We start from the raw sequence: 15,885 nt of genomic DNA on the forward strand, positions 1-15,885 counted from the left end.
CCGGACGGCCCCGGGACCACGGCTCAGGTACGCAGTTCCCTCGCCTCGAAACGGCCGTCGCCGAGGACGAGCACGAACGTGACCTGCTGCCCCTCGGAGAGCGAGCGGTCCCCGCCCTCGATGTCCTCGGCGCGGAAGTAGACCTGTTCCCGCGATCCCACGGGGATGACGAATCCATATCCGCCGGCCCGGTCGAAGGAATGCACGAACCCCTTGCTCCTGCCTGTCACGGCGACCTCCCGTTCCCGTGTCCGTGCTTTCGTACGCGTCTCCCAGGAGATGTACCCCGTCGGGGCGCCGTTCGCCCGTCGGGGAGGGCGGGGTCCCGGGCGGGACGAGGCGGGGGCAGGTCGGAGGCGGGGGCGCGTCCGGGGTGTGCTCCGGGGCCGCTCGGGGGTGTGTCTCCGGGTCAGGTCCGGGTCCAGACCGTGCCCCGGGCCTCGTATTCCAGCATGGCCTCCAGGCCGTTCGCCGCGTCCGGGCCCAGTTCGCGCCGGACCAGCCAGAGGGCCAGTTCCAGACCGGAGGTCACACCGCCCGCGGTCACCAGGTCGCCGTCGTCGACCACCCGCGCGCTCTTCAGGACCCCGCCCTGCCGCTCCAGGTCGGGCCGCGCCTTGTGGTGGGTGGTGCAGGGGCGGCCACGGGTGAGCCCGGCGGCGGCGAGGAGCATCACCCCGGTGCACAGGGCGCCGACGGTCAGCCCCGGCCGGACGGCCGCCGCGAGGGCGCGGGGCAGGACGCCCCGGTCGATCTCCGCCCACACCCCGGGGTCCTCGCGGCGGGCGTAGCCGCCGCCCGGGACGACGAGCAGGTCGGCCCGGTGCGGGGCCCAGGGGTGTTCGACCCGCACCTTCGTGCCGTAGGCGGCGGTGACGGTGCCGGGGCCGTCCACGGAGACGTAGCGGACCTCGACCGGGCGTCCGGCGAAGAACCCGGCGGCGGAGAGCACCTCGTAGGGGGCGGCGAAGTCGAGTTCCTCGACGCCGTCGAAGAGGACGAGGTGCACCCGGAAGGGCCGACGCGCGGCGGACGCCGCCGCTCCCGGGGCGGCCGGGGTCCCGGTCGCGGTGGTCGCCGCGGCGGCGGTCGTGACACCCGCGAGGGCGCCGCCCGCGCCGAGGGCGGTGGTCGTGCGGAGCAGATGACGGCGGTTCATGGTTCTCCCCGGGAAGACGGTCGGTCCCGATGTCTCGGTCACGTCCAGGCAGTCGGACGCGCCCGGCCGGTGGTTCCCGCCGCCCGTAGCGAGGGACGGCCACGGGAGGCCCGGCCCGGCCGCCGGGGCCCTCCTTCCCGCGGGCTCAGGCGCCGGGGTGGGTCCAGGTGTCGAGTCGCCGCTGGAGGTGGCGGCGTTCGACGTCGTTGCGTACGGCTCGGACGGCGTCGTGCATCAGTTGCCGTGCTTCGGTGCGCCGGCCGAGTTCGGCGGTGAGTTCGGCGCGGAGCACGAGAAGACGGTGGTCTCCGGGGGCGGCCCGCACGCCGTCAAGGGCGGCGAGACCGGCGGCGGGTCCGCGTGCGAGAGCGATCGCGGCGGCGCGATTGGCCAGGACCGCCGAGGACGGCGTCCGGTCGGCCAGCCGGTCGTAGAGGGTGACGATGGCCTCCCGGTCCGGCGCGGGCTGGACCTGGAGGGCGGCGATGACGGCCTGGAGCACCCAGCGGCCGGGGCGGTCACCGCTTCGGCGCAGGGCCCTGGTGGCGAGGTCGAGTCCCCGGCCGATGTCGTCCCACCGCCAGCGGGTGCGGTCCTGATCGGCGAGCAGGACCAGCCCGTCGCCGTCGGTACGGGCGTCGCGTCGCGCGTCGGTGAGCAGCAGCAGCGCCGACAGCCCCAGGACTTCGGGTTCGTCGGGGAGCAGCCCGCGCAGCAGGGCGGCCAGGCGCAGTGCCTCGTCGCACAGGGCGGGACGGACCAGCCCCGGGCCTTCGACGGCCGTGTGCCCTTCGGTGAACACCAGGCCGATGACGGTCAGCACGGCGTCCAGGCGGTCCGGCCAGGCGGCGCGGGGCGGGATGTCCAGCACCATCCCGGCGTCGCGGATCTTGCGTTTGGCCCGGACCAGACGCTGGGCGACGGTCGATTCGGTGGTGAGCAGCAGCCGGGCGGTCTCGGCGGCGGTCAGCCCGCACAGCAGGCGCAGCGCGAGCGGCACCTGCGCGGAGGCGGCCAGGGCCGGGTGGCAGCAGGTGAACACCAGCCGGAGCAGGTCTTCGGCGGCGGTGTCGGACCAGCGCACGGCGCCGAACGGGTCGTCGGGATCGCTGACGCTGTCGGCCGCCGGCTCGTCGCGCAGCTCGCCCGCCAGGGTGGCGAGCTTGTCCACCGCGACACGGTCGCGGCGCAGCCGGTCGAGGATCCCGCGCCGGGCGGTGGTCTGCAGCCAGGCACCCGGCCGGGTGGGAACCCCGTCGCGGGGCCAGGTCTCGAAGGCCCTGGCGACCGCCTCGGCGGCGGCGTCCTCGGCCCGGTCGAGGTCACCGGTCCACCGGGCCAGACTGGCCACCAGCGTGGGCCACTCCGCCCGGTAGACCTGTTCGACGGCGACGTCGACCGGACCGGACATCCGCTCAGCCCAGCTCGACCAGGGACCGGACCTCGACCGAGCCGAAGTCGGTGGCCGGGCAGTCGGCCGCGTACTTCAGCACGGTGTCCAGGTCGGCCGCCTCCACGATCCAGAAGCCGCCGAAGGACTCCGACAGTTCGGCGTACGGCCCGTCGGTGAGCAGGACCTCCCCCTGCCGACTGCGTACCGTCGTCGCCGTGTCGGGGCTCTGCAACTGCTCCGCACCACGCAGCACCCCGGATTCGGCCAGTGCCTGGGTGAAGGCCACGAAACGTTCGATCGTGGCCTGGAACTCCTCAGGCGCCAGCCCGGCCAGAGCGGATTCGTCGACGTGCGACATCAGGATGTAGCGCATGGCATTCCCTTTCCTCGCGGCGGCTGCGCCGCCTCTCACCCGTTCGACGTGCACGCGGGCGAAGTTTCGACAGCGTAGAGCAGGCATTTTCTGAGCCGACCGGAAATCATGGAAACCGGCCGGGCCACCGGGCCACCGACACGCTCCGGCGGCTCAGGCGAACCGCGCCTGCAGCGCGGTGAGGGTCTTGTCCAGTGCGGTACCGGCCCGCTTCGGGACACCGATCAGCCGCACCAGCCGCCGCGCCCGCTTGGCGGTGTAGTCGAACGTCTCCGTGACCTCGGTTCCGCCGGGCACCGCCCGCAGTTGCCACCGCCACACGTGCCGGCCGCGGTGCCGCCAGGCGATCAGGGTGTCGTGTTCGAACTCCACGACGGTGTTCGTGGTCGTGTAGCCCTTCATCCTCATCCGGAACACCGAGCCGAGTTCCAGCCGTTGCGGCCCCTCGACGACGCCCAGGACCTCACCGGTGCCGTCCAGACCGGCGTGCTCGCCCGGTGCGGTGAGCAAGGCGAAGACCACCGGTGGCGTGGCGGCCACGACGCCCCGGCGACTCACCAGCGCCGCGGTAGGGATCCCGGGGTGGACGGTGATGCTCATGAAGACCTCCTGTGACGTCCCGCGCGGGAGCCGGTCGCCGTCCCGCTCACCCTGTCGACGCCCGAGCGGCCTCCGTTTCGACACCACCGCCGAAGCTGTCTGCGAGCGGGTGCACCGGTGGCACCGGCCGGCCGTCGGCGCCGGTCGGCCCCCGGCGGACGGGTGGAGGAGCTGATCGCGGACTTCCGGCGGTGGCGGCACACCGGCCCGGTCCGGGGCGGGGCGGCACACCGGCCCGGTCCGGCGCTGTCGGGTGCCGGTCAGGGACGGCCGAGCGCCGGACCGGGGGAGCACCGGGCGGGTCCGGCCGGTCGCCGTCGCGCTCGGCGTCGAGGAGGGCCGGGCCCGCCATGCGGTGGGCCGACGGCCCTGGCCCGCTTCCCGGCCGCGTTCCGCCGGACCGGGGTGACGCAGGGCCCGCGTCAAGCGCCTCCCCCGAGCGGTTCCGGTCGTGGAGGGGTGCCCCGGGAGGGGGCGGGGTGCCATCGGCGACGGCGGCACCCCGGGCAAATCGTCATCTAATATTCGAGACGGTTCGGGGTCGCGGCCCCTGAACCGAGTACGGCGACCGCGGTGTGGTCCGGCCTGCGGTCGGGAGGACCGGTCCGCTCCCGTTCAGGGCCCGGGGCCCCGGTGCGGACCCGGCTCCGGGCTCCATGACGCTGCTCACGAGGCCCCTGGGAATCGGGGGACCACTGGCGCGCGTCTCATCGGGGTGGGCCGACCAGCCCGCCCCGCGAACAGGAACCATCAGGAGAAGTGAGGTATGCCGGTGATCTGCGTCGGTGGGATGATCGGGATCGGCAAGACGAGTGTGGCCGAGATGCTCGCCAAGGAACTCGGCAGCCAGGTCTTCTACGAGAGCGTGGAAGACAATCCGATCCTGCCGCTCTTCTACACGGCGAGCCCCGAGGAGATCCAGGCGAAGCGCTACCCCTTCCTGCTCCAGCTCTACTTCCTGCGGACGCGTTTCGCCTCGATCAAGGAGGCGTACCGGCAGGGCGACAACGTCCTCGACCGGTCGATCTACGAGGACTGGTACTTCGCCAAGGTCAACCACGACCTCGGCCGGATCAGCTCTCTGGAGATGCGGGTGTACGAGGGCCTGCTCGACGAGATGATGCGCGAGATCGACGGGCTGCCCTACCGCAAGGCGCCCGATCTCATGGTCTACCTCAAGGCGGACTTCGGGACGGTGCTGCACCGCATCGGGCTGCGGGGCCGTGACTTCGAGCAGGACGAGAGCCTCGTCGAGTACTACCGGACGCTGTGGTCCGGCTACGACGACTGGGTGCACCAGCACTACTCGGCCAGCGAGGTCCTCGTCGTGGACATGAACCGCACCGACGTGGTGAACGTCCCCGAGGACGCGTCCCGTGTGGTGCGGGAGGTCAAGGACGCCCTGGCGCGCGGGCGGCGGGGCTGAGTCACGGCGCGGGCGCGCCCCCGCGGAACCGGTCGTCCGGGCGGGCCCAGGCCGTACCCCCTCAGCCCTCCAGCAGGTCCCGGTACCACGGCAGGTGCGCGGCGACGTCCTGGCGGAAGGGCGGGCCGGGGGCGCAGCCGAGGTCCTGCCAGGGGCGGCTGTCGGCGAACCAGTGGTCGTGGGCGAGCATGTCCAGGTGGTGTCCGGCATAGGGGACCCCGGCGAGCAGGACGCGGGCCTCGGCGACGTCGATCGCCGGGCGCCGGGGCAGGTCCGTCCCGCGCACGACCAGCTCTTCGGCCGCCGCGAGCAGTTCGGCGACCGGCACCGGTTCGGGATGGCCGACGTAGTACGGGCCCGGCACGGTCGCGGGCGAGAGCGCCGCGCCGAGCAGGACTCCCGCGAGCGCGTCCACGCCGATCAGGGAGTGCAGCGAGCCACCGCAGTCGAGCGGCCCCGGCAGCGCTTCGAGGAGCCGGGCCAGCGCGGGCATCACCTGCCGGTCGCCGGGACCGTACACGAGGTGCGGCCGGAGCACGGTCCCTCCGGCGGCCCGTACGTGCCGGTCCCCCGCCGCCCGGGTGCGGCTGGTCACCGAGCCGGGAGCCAGCGGCAGGCTGCCGGGGGCGGCTGCCCGGAAGGGGCCCCGGCCGTGCACGGAGGCGGTGCCGAGGGAGACGATCCGGCCGACCCCGGCGCGTACGGCCGCGTCGACCAGGGCGCGGGTGCCCTCGTCGTTGACGGCGCGGGACCGCTCCTCGTCCGCGCCGATCGCCGAGGCGCAGTGGATGAGGACGTCGACCCCCTCGACGGCGCGGCGCAGCGCGGCGGGGTCGCGGAGGTCGCCCCGTACGGTCTCGGTCTTCGGGCGGCCGGGGCGCGGGGGCGTCGGGGGTACGGCGGACGGGCGGCGGACGAGGAGGCGGACGGAGGCGGGCGCGTGGTGCGCCGCCGCCGTCGCCGCGACCCGGCCGCCGATGAATCCGGTGGCGCCGGTGATGAGGATGCGTGGGCCCATGGTTCCGGTGCGGATCAGCCCGCCGACCGGCGGGCGGGGCCCGCTCCGGCCACCGCCGGTTCCCGGGACGGGGCGGTGAACAGGGAGCGGAAGACGGGGTGGCCGCCCTGGAGGCCGACGACCCGGACGGCGGTGCGGGCGGTGTCCGCGCCGGGTACGGCCTCGGCCTCGATCCAGCAGGGGCTGTCGAGTTCGGCGTACCGCAGGAAGGAGACGTCCATGACGGTGGGCAGATGGCCGGGGTCGCCGTGGGTGAGCGTCGCCGCCTGCCGGGCGGCTTCGAGCAGGAGCATCCCGGGGACGTGGTCGTTGGGGCGGCGGAAGAGGGTGGTGTGGCCGGTGTTGACCCGCAGCCGCCACTGGCCGGGACGGGTGCCGGGGCCCAGGACCACGTCCTCGGAGCCCTTGCGGCCGACCGGTTCCGGTGCCACCGCCGGGATCAGCGGGACCGGGCGGCCGAGCGCGGCCATCCGGTCGCCCCTGATCCTGCGGTACGCGAGGGCGGAGGTGCAGCTGGTGCGCGCGCTGCCGGTGCCGAGGAACCGGTCGCCCCGGGTGAGGACGGCGGTGATGCGCAGGTCGCGGAGGCGTCCGCCCCGGCTGCTGAGATCGGAGCAGACCACGTCGACGGTGACGTCCGAGGGGAGTCCGTCGACGGCGAGCGCCTCGGGGTCGACGTCGTAGCCGAGGCCCCACATGACGAACTGGTCGTCCACGGGTACCCCGAGTTCGGCATGAGCTATCAGCATGGCGGTCTGGCGTATCGTCTCGGCCACCAGGAGGGGGTCGTGCCGGTCCTCAGCCGTCGGAGAGAAGAAGGGATGTGAGGCAGGCCAGCGCGCGGAGACGGAGAACCGGTTCTCCTTCAGCCGCGTCCATCCCGTGGGGATGATGTCCGCCGGATCCGTTTGGTGAACGAACTCCCCGGGGACGTGCGTCGTCGTTCCTCGACGGTTTAGATCCATGGGTCCCTCCCGCGTCCCCGCGCCCCCTGAGCGGTGGATCCGCCCGGATTAGAGTACGTACAGCGCGGTTTTCTTTTCAACGCTCCACGTCCCACGGTGAGCACAGACAGCGAGACAGCAGGAGGCGCCTTGGCGCAGCAAGCGCGTGCGATCCGCACCCGGCGGATGATCCTCGAGTCGGCCGCGACGGTCTTCGCGGAGCGCGGCTACGAGCGCACGACCATCGGCGAGATCCTGACGCGCGCCGGGGTGACCAAGGGAGCGCTGTACTTCCACTTCGCCTCCAAGGAGGACCTCGCGCTGGGTGTGCTCGACGCCCAGATGCTCGACGTGCCCCTCACTCCGCAGGAGGTCAAGCTCCAGGAGCTGGCCGACCAGGCGTTCCTGCTGACCCATCGGCTCCAGCATGACGCGCTGGTGCGGGCGAGCGTCGCCCTGGCCCTGGACAGCGGCGCCATCAGCGTCGACCGCACCGCTCCCTTCCAGGTGTGGGTCGACCAGGTGTCGGAGATCCTGATGGTGTCGAAGGCGCGGGGCGAGCTGCTGCCCCATGTGAACGTGACGGACACGGCGGAGCTGTTCTCCGGCGCCTTCTCCGGGGTCCAGGCGATGTCGCAGATCATGTGCGACCGCGCCGACCTGGCCCATCGGGTGGCCGTCCTGCTCCAGCATCTCGTGCCCAGCATCTGCACCCCTGCCCTGCTGACCCGGCTCGACCTGACGGAGAACCGGGCCCGGCAGCTGGGCATCGAGTACGACACGAGCCGGCGCCGCCGGGACGAGGCCCTCGCGGACACCCACAGCTGAAAACCGACCAAAGGGTTCGATGGGCCGATCCACCGGCCCGCCGGAGCGCCCCGACGCGGAAGCGTCGGGGCGCTCTGGCGTCATGGCACTGAGTGTGTTTTGCTGAGGGTACTCAGTGCCACAAGCGTCTAGGGGAGCTCCACATCATGGGCAAGGACTTCGACCTGTACCGGCCTTCCGAGGAGCACGAGATGCTCCGGGAGTCGGTCCGTGCTCTGGCGGAGGCGAAGATCGCTCCGTTCGCGGCGGCGGTGGACGAGGAGGGCCGGTTCCCGCAGGAGGCGCTGGACGCGCTGGTCGCCAGCGACCTGCACGCGGTCCACGTCCCGGAGGAGTACGGCGGCGCGGGCGCGGACGCGCTGGCCACGGTCATCGTGATCGAGGAGGTCGCCCGGGTGTGCGGGGCGTCCTCGCTGATCCCGGCGGTCAACAAGCTGGGCTCGCTCCCGGTGGTCCTGTCCGGCTCGCAGGAGCTGAAGGCGAAGTACCTCACCCCGCTGGCCAGCGGCGAGGCGATGTTCTCCTACGCCCTGTCGGAGCCCGACGCGGGTTCGGACGCCGCCGGGATGCGGACCCGCGCGGTCCGCGACGGCGACTTCTGGGTCCTGGACGGCGTCAAGCGGTGGATCACCAACGCGGGCGTCTCGGAGTACTACACCGTGATGGCCGTCACCGACCCGGAGAAGCGCTCGAAGGGCATCAGCGCCTTCGTGGTGGAGAAGTCCGACGAGGGCGTCTCCTTCGGCGCCCCGGAGAAGAAGCTCGGCATCAAGGGCTCCCCGACCCGCGAGGTCTACCTCGACCGCGTCCGCATCCCCGCCGACCGCATGATCGGCGCCGAGGGCACCGGCTTCGCCACCGCCATGAAGACCCTCGACCACACCCGCGTCACCATCGCCGCCCAGGCCGTCGGCATCGCCCAGGGCGCCCTCGACTACGCCAAGGGCTACGTCACCGAGCGCAAGCAGTTCGGGAAGCCCATCGCCGACTTCCAGGGCGTGCAGTTCATGCTCGCCGACATGGCCATGAAGCTGGAGGCCGCCCGCCAGCTCACCTACGCCGCCGCCGCCAGGTCCGAACGCGTCTCCGCCGGAAGCCAGAAGGAGGCCCTCACCTTCTTCGGCGCCGCCGCCAAGTGCTTCGCCTCCGACACCGCCATGGAGGTCACCATCGACGCCGTCCAGCTCCTCGGCGGCTACGGCTACACCCGTGACTACCCCGTCGAGCGCATGATGCGCGACGCCAAGATCACCCAGATCTACGAAGGCACCAACCAGATCCAGCGCATCGTCATGGCCCGCAACCTCCCCTGACCCGCCCGGACGACCAGCCCGTTGAAAGGAGACAGACCGTGACCCTGAAGATCGCCGTCTGTGTGAAGCACGTCCCCGACGCGACCGGCGAGCGCGGGTTCGCCGACGACCTGACGACCGACCGCGAGGCCGTCGACGGCCTGCTCTCGGAGCTGGACGAGTACGCGGTCGAGCAGGCGCTGCGGATCGCGGAGGAGGCCGACGAGGCCGAGGTCACCGTCGTGACCGTCGGTCCGGACGACGCCAACGACGCGCTGCGCAAGGCGCTGTCGATGGGCGCCGACAAGGCCGTCCACGTCAACGACGAGTCCATCCACGGCTCGGACGTGATCGCCACCTCCGCGATCCTCGCCAAGGCGCTGGAGAAGACCGGTTTCGACCTGGTCGTCTGCGGCATGGCCTCGACCGACGGCTCCATGGGCGTACTGCCCGCGCTGCTCGCCGAGCGCCTGGGCCTGCCGCAGGCCACGCTGCTGTCGGAGCTGTCCGTGGCGGACGGTGTGGTGAAGGGCCGCCGGGACGGCGACGCCGCCACCGAGCACCTGGAGGCCCCGCTGCCGGCCGTCGTCTCGGTCACCGACCAGTCGGGCGAGGCTCGTTACCCCTCCTTCAAGGGGATCATGGCCGCCAAGAAGAAGCCGGTCGAGAAGCTCGACCTGGACGACCTGGACATCGACGCCGACGAGGTGGGCCTGGCCGGGGCCTGGACCCTGGTCGACGCGGTGGCCGCGCGCCCGGCCCGCACCCAGGGCACGATCGTCACCGACGAGGGCGACGGCGGCAAGCAGCTCGCCGCGTTCCTCGCCACCCAGAAGTTCATCTGACCCGCCGTCAGCCGCATACCGAACAGGAGCGATGAATCATGGCCGAGATCCTGGTTCTCGTGGACCACGCCGACGGTGCGGTCCGCAAGCCGGCCCTCGAACTGCTGACCCTGGCCCGCCGCATCGGCGAGCCCTCCGCGGTCGTCCTCGGCGCGGGCGGGGCCGCCGCCTCGATCGCCGCCACCGCGGGTGAGTACGGCGCGGCGGCCGTGTACGTCGCGGACGGCGCCGAGTTCACCGATCTCTCGGTGGTGCCGAAGGTGGACGCGCTCGCCCAACTGGCCGAGGAGAAGGGGGCGGCGGCCGTCCTGGTGACCTCCTCCGGCGAGGGCAAGGAGGTCGCGGCCCGGGTCGCGCTCCGCCTCGGCTCCGGTCTGATCACGGACGCCGTGGAGCTGGAGGCGGGCGAGAACGGCCCGGTCGCCACGCAGTCCGTCTTCGCCGCCTCGTACCAGGTGCGTTCGACGGTCTCGCACGGTGTGCCGGTCATCACCGTCAAGCCGAACTCGACCGCCCCCGAGGCCGCTCCGGCCGCCGGCGCGGTCGAGAACGTCACCGTCGCCTTCACCGGGAACGCGGCGAAGGTCGTCTCGCGCACCGCGCGCGTGTCGACCGGCCGTCCGGAGCTGACCGAGTCCCCGATCGTGGTCTCGGGCGGGCGCGGGGTCGGCGCCGCCGAGGGCTTCGCGGTCGTCGAGAAGCTGGCCGACTCGCTCGGCGCGGCCGTGGGCGCCTCGCGCGCCGCCGTGGACGCGGGCTGGTACCCGCACTCCCAGCAGGTCGGGCAGACGGGCAAGCAGGTCTCGCCGCAGCTGTACGTGGCGGCGGGCATCTCCGGCGCGATCCAGCACCGGGCGGGTATGCAGACGTCGAAGACGATCGTGGCGGTCAACAAGGACCCCGAGGCCCCGATCTTCGATCTGGTGGACTACGGCGTGGTCGGCGACCTCTTCGAGGTGCTGCCGCAGCTGACGGACGAGATCGGTACCCGCTGACCTCGGACGGTACGGGAGAGGGGGGTGGATGGCACAGAGTGCCATCCACCCCCCTCTCCGGCTCAGTACCAGCTGTCGAGCGGCACGTCCTCGCAGAGTCGTACGACGGGGCGGCGGCCGGTCACACCGACCCCGGAGGCGACCTTCACCCGGACCCCGGGGCGTACCGCGTGCAGCGGTCCCTCCACCCGGCAGCGGACCGTGAACCCCTCCGCCATGTAGACCGGCCAGAGGTCGGCATCGGCGGCGGAGACCCCGCGCCGTACGGAGATCACGCCCTCCCCCTCGCTGAGTTCGGGGTTCAGCTCCGTCGACCCGCAGGTCGGGCAGAGCAGGCGCTGGAACGTCGTGGTGCGGCACCAGCGGCAGCGCTGGAAGTGGAGCTCGGCCCCGGCGGCCGGCTCCTCGTCGGGCCGGACGACGGTCCCGCCCCTCAGTCCCGTGTGGAACACGATGCCTTCTCCTCGCACTCGGCGGCTCGACCGTGCATGGAGAAAAGATATGGCACTGAGTGCCATCAAATAAAGACCTGAGTTCCCTCGATCCGAGATACCGCGAACCCTGTCGGGCCCTGTCGGACTCCGGCGGACCCTGTCCGACTCCGGCCGGGTACCTCAGCTCTCGCCGAGGCTCGACTCCACCTCGCGCACCACGCGCCACATCGGGGTGGACCGCTTGGTGATCACCACCACCACGTCCTCGGTCTCCTCCGCGGGTGCGTCGACGACCGCGTCCGGGCTCCAGGTCGCGCGGACGAACTCCAGGGCCCGGTCCATCTCCGCGAGCGCGTCGCCCTCGCCGCCGGAGCGCAGCCAGCGCCGCAGGGCGTGGTTGTGGGCGGCGACGACCGCCGCGGCGGCGACGTCGGCCCGCAGGGTGCCGTCCTTGCGGTCGGCCCAGCGGGTCCTGAGGTGGTCGCCGAGGGTCTTCTCGTACCGCCAGACCACGGAGAGTTCGTAGGCGCGCAGTCCGGCGACCTCACGGGTGAGCCGGTAGCGCTGGACGGAGAAGGTGGGGTTCTCGGCGTACATCCGCAGGACGAGCCGGGCCGCGTCGCAGACGCGGACCATGGGATCGTCGGAGTCGGCGCTCGCCGCCAGGAAGCGGGTCATGTCGTCGAGGCACTGCTCGTGGTCGGGGAAGACCACGTCCTCCTTCGACGGGAAGTACCGGAAGAAGGACCTCCGGCCGACGCCCGCGAGGGTGACGATGTCGTCGACCGTGGTCTGTTCGTAGCCCCGTTCCAGGAAGAGCTGGAAGGCCGCCGCGATGAGGGAGTCCCGCATCGCGGGCTTCGCGGAGTTCGTCGGCGTCGTACCCATGGCCCGAACCTAACACCCGCCCGGTCTCCGAGCGGCACTAGGTGCCGGGAAGATCCGGCACCGAGTGCAGCATCGGGGGTACGCAGGTCAGCGGGCGCTCATCCGCAGCGCGCCGTCCATCCGGATCGTCTCGCCGTTGAGGTAGTCGTGCTCGGCGACCATCGTGACGAGCCGCGCGTACTCCTCCGGGCGGGCGAGGCGCTGCGGGAAGGTGACGCTCGCGGCGAGACCGGCCCGGACGTCCTCGCCGAACCCGGCCATCATCGGGGTGTCCACGATGCCGGGGGCGATCGTGACGACCCGGATGCCGAACTGCGCCAGATCACGGGCGGCGGTGACGGTCATGCCCGCGACGCCCGCCTTGGAGGCGGCGTAGGCGATCTGCCCTACCTGACCCTCGAAGGCGGCGATCGAGGCGGTGTTGACGACGAGGCCGCGCTGCCCGTGCTCGTCGGGCTCGTGCCGGGCGATGGCCTCGGCGGCGAGCCGCATCACGTTGAAGGTGCCGAGCAGGTTGATGTCGAGGACCGTACGGAAGAGGGCGAGGTCGTGCGGGCCCTTGCGGCCCAGGACGCGGGCCGAGGGGGCGATGCCCGCGCAGTTGACGGCGAGCCGCAGTTCCGCGCCGTCGGCGTCGATCGCGGCGAGCGCCGCGCGGACCCGCTCCTCGTCGGTGACGTCGGCGGCGAGCAGCCGGACGCCCTCGGGCAGCGGTCCCGCGGCGGCCACGGCCTTGTCGAGGTCGATCCCGTACACGGTGGCGCCCCGGGCGGCGAGCGCGGCGGCGGTGGCCGCGCCGAGACCGGAGGCGGCGCCGGTGACGAGAGCCGCTGTGCCGGCGATGTCCATGGAACTCCTCGTTCGTGTCGTGCGGGAGCGGCCCTGCCGCCGGGGTGGCCGCCGGACCGGGCGCGTGCCCGCGGGGGACCGCGCGGTCCGCGCGATCTGCGCCGCCCACCATAGAACCGCGGGACGCGCTCCCGGAAGCGGACCCCGAGGGATCTCGTCCGGAAGCGCGTCGGTGTGCGGGAGCCGCCCGGCGGGGCGGGTCAGAACGGCTTGGTCGGCAGGTACTTGCCGTCCAGGGTGATCACCGCGCGCTCGCCACCCTCGGGGTCGGCGACCTTCTTCACGTCCAGCTTGAAGTTGATCGCGGAGATGATGCCGTCGCCGAACTGCTCGTGGACCAGGGCCTTCAGGGTGGTCCCGTAGACCTGGAGCATCTCGTAGAAGCGGTAGACGGTGGGGTCGGTCGGGACGCCGTCGAACGAGCCCCGGGTGGGGACGGTCCGGAGGAGCCGGACGGCGTCCTCGTCGAGGCCGAGGAGGGCGGCGACGGCGCGGGCGGCGGACTCGGGCAGGGCGTGCTGGCCGAGGAGGGCGGCGGTCGTGAAGGCGACGGAGTAGCCGGAGACGTCGGCGATCTCCTGCCAGCTGAGGTCCTTGACGGTCTTGGCCTCGACGGCGGCGAGGGCCAGCTCACGACGGGCGGCGGGGTCGAACTGGGCGTGCACCATGAGGAGTACGTCCTTTCCGTGGAAGAAGGAGAAGAGGAGGGGAAAAGAGGGAGGGCGGCCGGTGGTTCAGGCCGCCCGGGTCAGGGAGGCGAGGTCCTCGACGGTGCCGTCGGCGATGTCGAAGACCCAGCCGTGCAGCCGTACGTCGCCTTCGGCGAGGGCTCGGGCCACGGAGGGGTGGGTGGCCAGGTTGGCCAGCTGGGCCGCGACGTTCTCGCGGACCAGGGCGGCCACGTCCCCGGCCCGTCCGGCGGCGGCGGTACGGGCCAGCGAGGCGTCGGCGTGCCGCAGCCAGCCCGCGACGGCGGGCGCCCCGGACAGGTCGTGGCCCTCGGCGAGCGCGGTCATCGCGCCGCAGGCGGAGTGCCCACAGACGATGACGTCCCGCACGCCGAGGACGGTGACGGCGTACTCGACGGCGGCGGCGACCCCGTCGGTGCCCGGGGCGTGGGCGGGAACGAGGTTCCCCGCGGTGCGGACGACGAAGAGTTCACCCGGATCGGTCTGGGTGATCAGCTCGGGGACGACCCTGGCGTCCGAGCAGCCGATGAACAGGGTTCCGGGGCGGTGGTCGGCGGCGAGACGGGCGAAGAGACCGGACTTGGCGGGGAAGACCTCCCGCTGGAAGCGGGCGATTCCCTCGGCGAGATGAGGCATGTCCACACCCTGCACGAACAGGAGCTATAGCGTCCAAGACCTGCCATCGATACCTGTCATAGATGAGGTCTATACTTGGCGGTATGCAGCCGGAACTCCGCCATCTCCGCTATCTGCTCGCCGTCGCCGAGCACGCCAACTTCACCCGGGCCGCCGAAGAGCTGCGGATCGCCCAGCCGACTCTCTCCCAGCAGGTCAAGCAGTTGGAGAAGGCCCTCGGCGTCCCGCTCCTCGACCGCACCGGCCGCACCGTACGGCTCACCGACGCCGGGGAGGCGTACGCGGAGTACGCCAGGCGCGCCCTCCGGGACCTCGCGGCGGGCGAGCGCGCGGTGCTCGACGTCCACGACCTCTCCCGGGGCAGACTGCGGCTGGCCGCCACCCCCACGTTCACCGCCTACCTCACCGGCCCCCTGGTCGCCGCCTTCCACAGCCGCCACCCGGGCATCGACGTGGAGGTGCGGGAGCTGGCCCAGGACCGCATCGAGACCGAACTCCTCGCCGACCGGCTCGACCTCGGCATCGCCTTCGAGGGCGGCCACCTCCCGGGCATCGAGGCCACCGGGCTCTTCGCCGAGACCCTCGGTCTGGTCGTCGGCCCCGGGCACCCCTTCTCCGGACGGACCGAACCGGTCCCGGCGGCGGAGCTGAACCATCATCATCTCGCCCTGCTCGGCGGGGACTTCGCCACCCGGCGGCACATCGACGCGTACGTCTCCGAGCACGGCGTACGGCCCCGGATCGCGGTCGAGACCAACGCGGTCGGCGCCCTCACCGAGATCGTCCGGCGGACCTCCCTCGCCACCGTCCTGCCCGACGCCGTCACCCGCGACCATCCGCACCTGACGCCCGTGCCCCTCTCCCCCGCCCTGCCGCCGCGCGGGGTCACCCTGCTGCGCCGCGCGGCCGGATACCGCAGCGCGGCGGCCCTCGCCTTCGCCGCCCTGGCCGTGAGCGGCGAGGGCGGCGAAGGCGAGGGCCGGGGAGACACGGGCCGGGAGGGTGCCGGGAGCGCGGGCGGCTACTCGAAGTAGACGTTCGCGATCAGGGCGTGCCAGGTGTAGCGCCCCACCACCCCGTCCGCGCCGCCCTGGACCGGAACGCTCCGCTGGAACCTCACCACCGCGTTGTAGGTCTTGGTGCCGAACACGCCGTCGACGAAGCCGGGCTGGTCCTCGGCACGGACCGCGCCGACCTCCAGGAGGTCCAGCTGGAGCTCCCGTACGCACACCCCGGTCGAGCCCTTGGCGAGGACCACGGTGGGGATCTCCCAGGCCATGTGGACCTCGGAGCCGTAGAGGTTCTTGCACTGCTGGAGTTCCTGGAACCACCAGGCCTGGGCGGGGGCGGCGGCGGGACCGCCGAGGAGGGCTGTGGCGGCCACGAGGAGCGCCCCGGCCCAGGCGGTACGGAAGCGGGTCGCGCGGGTCGTCATGTCGTTCGGTCCTTCGGGTGGAGGGGCGGGGAGGCGGCGGAAGGCCGCGGGAGGGCCGGGCGGCGAGGCTCGGCCGGGTGT

At 72.7% G+C, this 15,885-nt stretch carries 19 protein-coding genes; 6 read left to right on the forward strand and 13 right to left on the reverse strand.

Annotation, left to right across the window (positions count from 1 at the left end; translation table 11 throughout):
* Positions 1-23: 23 nt before the first annotated feature.
* The 5 genes from ACIO92_RS32455 to ACIO92_RS32475 all read right to left on the reverse strand — a co-directional run bounded on the left by ACIO92_RS32455 (position 24) and on the right by ACIO92_RS32475 (position 3,525).
* Complete coding sequence (locus ACIO92_RS32455; RefSeq protein ID WP_401241858.1) at positions 24-230, reverse strand: cold-shock protein; 207 nt, start codon at positions 228-230, stop codon at positions 24-26.
* A 179-nt stretch (positions 231-409) separates the two neighbouring features.
* Complete coding sequence (locus ACIO92_RS32460) at positions 410-1,159, reverse strand: DJ-1/PfpI family protein (RefSeq protein ID WP_366444965.1); 750 nt, start codon at positions 1,157-1,159, stop codon at positions 410-412.
* Positions 1,160-1,304: 145 nt separating this feature from the next.
* A complete protein-coding gene (locus tag ACIO92_RS32465) occupies positions 1,305-2,570 on the reverse strand; it encodes an RNA polymerase sigma factor (RefSeq protein WP_401241861.1) in 1,266 nt (421 codons plus the stop codon).
* A gap of 4 nt (positions 2,571-2,574) precedes the next feature.
* Positions 2,575-2,925 carry a YciI family protein gene (locus tag ACIO92_RS32470; protein WP_366444963.1) on the reverse strand — a complete coding sequence of 117 codons (351 nt, stop codon included), beginning with the start codon at positions 2,923-2,925 and terminating at the stop codon, positions 2,575-2,577.
* Positions 2,926-3,078: 153 nt separating this feature from the next.
* Entirely contained in the window at positions 3,079-3,525 is a 447-nt protein-coding gene (locus ACIO92_RS32475; RefSeq protein ID WP_366444962.1) for an SRPBCC family protein, read from the reverse strand.
* Positions 3,526-4,291: 766 nt separating this feature from the next.
* Here ACIO92_RS32475 and ACIO92_RS32480 point away from each other — a divergent pair.
* Positions 4,292-4,951 (forward strand): deoxynucleoside kinase, encoded by a 660-nt coding sequence (locus ACIO92_RS32480; RefSeq protein WP_366444961.1) that lies wholly within the window; start codon positions 4,292-4,294, stop codon positions 4,949-4,951.
* A gap of 61 nt (positions 4,952-5,012) precedes the next feature.
* Here ACIO92_RS32480 and ACIO92_RS32485 read toward each other — a convergent pair whose 3' ends face one another.
* Together ACIO92_RS32485 and ACIO92_RS32490 are read right to left on the reverse strand one after the other, a co-directional pair.
* Positions 5,013-5,969 carry an NAD-dependent epimerase/dehydratase family protein gene (locus tag ACIO92_RS32485; RefSeq protein WP_402283960.1) on the reverse strand — a complete coding sequence of 319 codons (957 nt, stop codon included), beginning with the start codon at positions 5,967-5,969 and terminating at the stop codon, positions 5,013-5,015.
* Positions 5,970-5,983: 14 nt separating this feature from the next.
* Positions 5,984-6,934 carry a ScbA/BarX family gamma-butyrolactone biosynthesis protein gene (locus tag ACIO92_RS32490; RefSeq protein ID WP_366444959.1) on the reverse strand — a complete coding sequence of 317 codons (951 nt, stop codon included), beginning with the start codon at positions 6,932-6,934 and terminating at the stop codon, positions 5,984-5,986.
* A 129-nt stretch (positions 6,935-7,063) separates the two neighbouring features.
* On the opposite strand from ACIO92_RS32490, the gene ACIO92_RS32495 reads away from it, so the two are divergent.
* The 4 genes from ACIO92_RS32495 (at position 7,064) to ACIO92_RS32510 (ending at position 10,873) form a co-directional block, all read left to right on the forward strand.
* Positions 7,064-7,741, forward strand: a complete 678-nt coding sequence (locus ACIO92_RS32495) for a ScbR family autoregulator-binding transcription factor (protein WP_366444958.1) — start codon at positions 7,064-7,066, stop codon at positions 7,739-7,741.
* A gap of 146 nt (positions 7,742-7,887) precedes the next feature.
* Positions 7,888-9,054 (forward strand): acyl-CoA dehydrogenase family protein, encoded by a 1,167-nt coding sequence (locus ACIO92_RS32500; RefSeq protein WP_366444957.1) that lies wholly within the window; start codon positions 7,888-7,890, stop codon positions 9,052-9,054.
* 38 nt (positions 9,055-9,092) lie between these two features.
* On the forward strand, positions 9,093-9,878 hold the full coding sequence (locus ACIO92_RS32505; RefSeq protein ID WP_401241870.1) for an electron transfer flavoprotein subunit beta/FixA family protein: 786 nt from the start codon (positions 9,093-9,095) through the stop codon (positions 9,876-9,878).
* 38 nt (positions 9,879-9,916) lie between these two features.
* Positions 9,917-10,873, forward strand: coding sequence for an electron transfer flavoprotein subunit alpha/FixB family protein (locus tag ACIO92_RS32510; RefSeq protein WP_366444954.1), 957 nt, complete (start codon positions 9,917-9,919; stop codon positions 10,871-10,873).
* A gap of 62 nt (positions 10,874-10,935) precedes the next feature.
* Here the strand turns inward: ACIO92_RS32510 and ACIO92_RS32515 are convergent, their stop codons facing one another.
* From ACIO92_RS32515 to ACIO92_RS32535, 5 genes are all read right to left on the reverse strand, one after another.
* Positions 10,936-11,325 (reverse strand): zinc ribbon domain-containing protein, encoded by a 390-nt coding sequence (locus ACIO92_RS32515; protein ID WP_366444953.1) that lies wholly within the window; start codon positions 11,323-11,325, stop codon positions 10,936-10,938.
* 162 nt (positions 11,326-11,487) lie between these two features.
* On the reverse strand, positions 11,488-12,195 hold the full coding sequence (locus ACIO92_RS32520; RefSeq protein ID WP_366444952.1) for a TetR family transcriptional regulator: 708 nt from the start codon (positions 12,193-12,195) through the stop codon (positions 11,488-11,490).
* A gap of 87 nt (positions 12,196-12,282) precedes the next feature.
* The gene (locus ACIO92_RS32525; RefSeq protein ID WP_366444951.1) at positions 12,283-13,044 is read right to left on the reverse strand and encodes an SDR family NAD(P)-dependent oxidoreductase; all 762 of its coding nucleotides are present in this window, start codon (positions 13,042-13,044) and stop codon (positions 12,283-12,285) included.
* A 200-nt stretch (positions 13,045-13,244) separates the two neighbouring features.
* Positions 13,245-13,712 (reverse strand): cyanase, encoded by a 468-nt coding sequence (gene cynS, locus ACIO92_RS32530; RefSeq protein WP_366444950.1) that lies wholly within the window; start codon positions 13,710-13,712, stop codon positions 13,245-13,247.
* 66 nt (positions 13,713-13,778) lie between these two features.
* The gene (locus ACIO92_RS32535; protein ID WP_366444949.1) at positions 13,779-14,369 is read right to left on the reverse strand and encodes a carbonic anhydrase; all 591 of its coding nucleotides are present in this window, start codon (positions 14,367-14,369) and stop codon (positions 13,779-13,781) included.
* 83 nt (positions 14,370-14,452) lie between these two features.
* On the opposite strand from ACIO92_RS32535, the gene cynR reads away from it, so the two are divergent.
* Entirely contained in the window at positions 14,453-15,403 is a 951-nt protein-coding gene (cynR, locus tag ACIO92_RS32540) for a transcriptional regulator CynR (protein WP_366444948.1), read from the forward strand.
* Here the strand turns inward: cynR and ACIO92_RS32545 are convergent.
* Positions 15,391-15,804, reverse strand: a complete 414-nt coding sequence (locus ACIO92_RS32545) for a peptidoglycan-binding protein (protein WP_366444947.1) — start codon at positions 15,802-15,804, stop codon at positions 15,391-15,393. The genes cynR and ACIO92_RS32545 overlap by 13 nt on opposite strands.
* Positions 15,805-15,885 lie beyond the last annotated feature (81 nt).

Source organism: Streptomyces sp. NPDC087215 (assembly GCF_044744885.1).
Classification (GTDB): Bacteria; Actinomycetota; Actinomycetes; order Streptomycetales; family Streptomycetaceae; genus Streptomyces.

What these genes read in the sequence shown, in the direction of transcription:
- ACIO92_RS32460 (WP_366444965.1), bottom strand. Translation starts at nt 1,159, where the DNA reads ATGAACCGCCGTCATCTGCTCCGCACGACCACCGCCCTCGGCGCGGGC.
- ACIO92_RS32465 (WP_401241861.1), bottom strand. Translation starts at nt 2,570, where the DNA reads ATGTCCGGTCCGGTCGACGTCGCCGTCGAACAGGTCTACCGGGCGGAG.
- ACIO92_RS32470 (WP_366444963.1), bottom strand. Translation starts at nt 2,925, where the DNA reads ATGCGCTACATCCTGATGTCGCACGTCGACGAATCCGCTCTGGCCGGG.
- ACIO92_RS32475 (WP_366444962.1), bottom strand. Translation starts at nt 3,525, where the DNA reads ATGAGCATCACCGTCCACCCCGGGATCCCTACCGCGGCGCTGGTGAGT.
- ACIO92_RS32480 (WP_366444961.1), top strand. Translation starts at nt 4,292, where the DNA reads ATGCCGGTGATCTGCGTCGGTGGGATGATCGGGATCGGCAAGACGAGT.
- ACIO92_RS32485 (WP_402283960.1), bottom strand. Translation starts at nt 5,969, where the DNA reads ATGGGCCCACGCATCCTCATCACCGGCGCCACCGGATTCATCGGCGGC.
- ACIO92_RS32490 (WP_366444959.1), bottom strand. Translation starts at nt 6,934, where the DNA reads ATGGATCTAAACCGTCGAGGAACGACGACGCACGTCCCCGGGGAGTTC.
- ACIO92_RS32500 (WP_366444957.1), top strand. Translation starts at nt 7,888, where the DNA reads ATGGGCAAGGACTTCGACCTGTACCGGCCTTCCGAGGAGCACGAGATG.
- ACIO92_RS32510 (WP_366444954.1), top strand. Translation starts at nt 9,917, where the DNA reads ATGGCCGAGATCCTGGTTCTCGTGGACCACGCCGACGGTGCGGTCCGC.
- ACIO92_RS32520 (WP_366444952.1), bottom strand. Translation starts at nt 12,195, where the DNA reads ATGGGTACGACGCCGACGAACTCCGCGAAGCCCGCGATGCGGGACTCC.
- ACIO92_RS32525 (WP_366444951.1), bottom strand. Translation starts at nt 13,044, where the DNA reads ATGGACATCGCCGGCACAGCGGCTCTCGTCACCGGCGCCGCCTCCGGT.
- cynS (WP_366444950.1), bottom strand. Translation starts at nt 13,712, where the DNA reads ATGGTGCACGCCCAGTTCGACCCCGCCGCCCGTCGTGAGCTGGCCCTC.
- ACIO92_RS32535 (WP_366444949.1), bottom strand. Translation starts at nt 14,369, where the DNA reads ATGCCTCATCTCGCCGAGGGAATCGCCCGCTTCCAGCGGGAGGTCTTC.
- cynR (WP_366444948.1), top strand. Translation starts at nt 14,453, where the DNA reads ATGCAGCCGGAACTCCGCCATCTCCGCTATCTGCTCGCCGTCGCCGAG.
- ACIO92_RS32545 (WP_366444947.1), bottom strand. Translation starts at nt 15,804, where the DNA reads ATGACGACCCGCGCGACCCGCTTCCGTACCGCCTGGGCCGGGGCGCTC.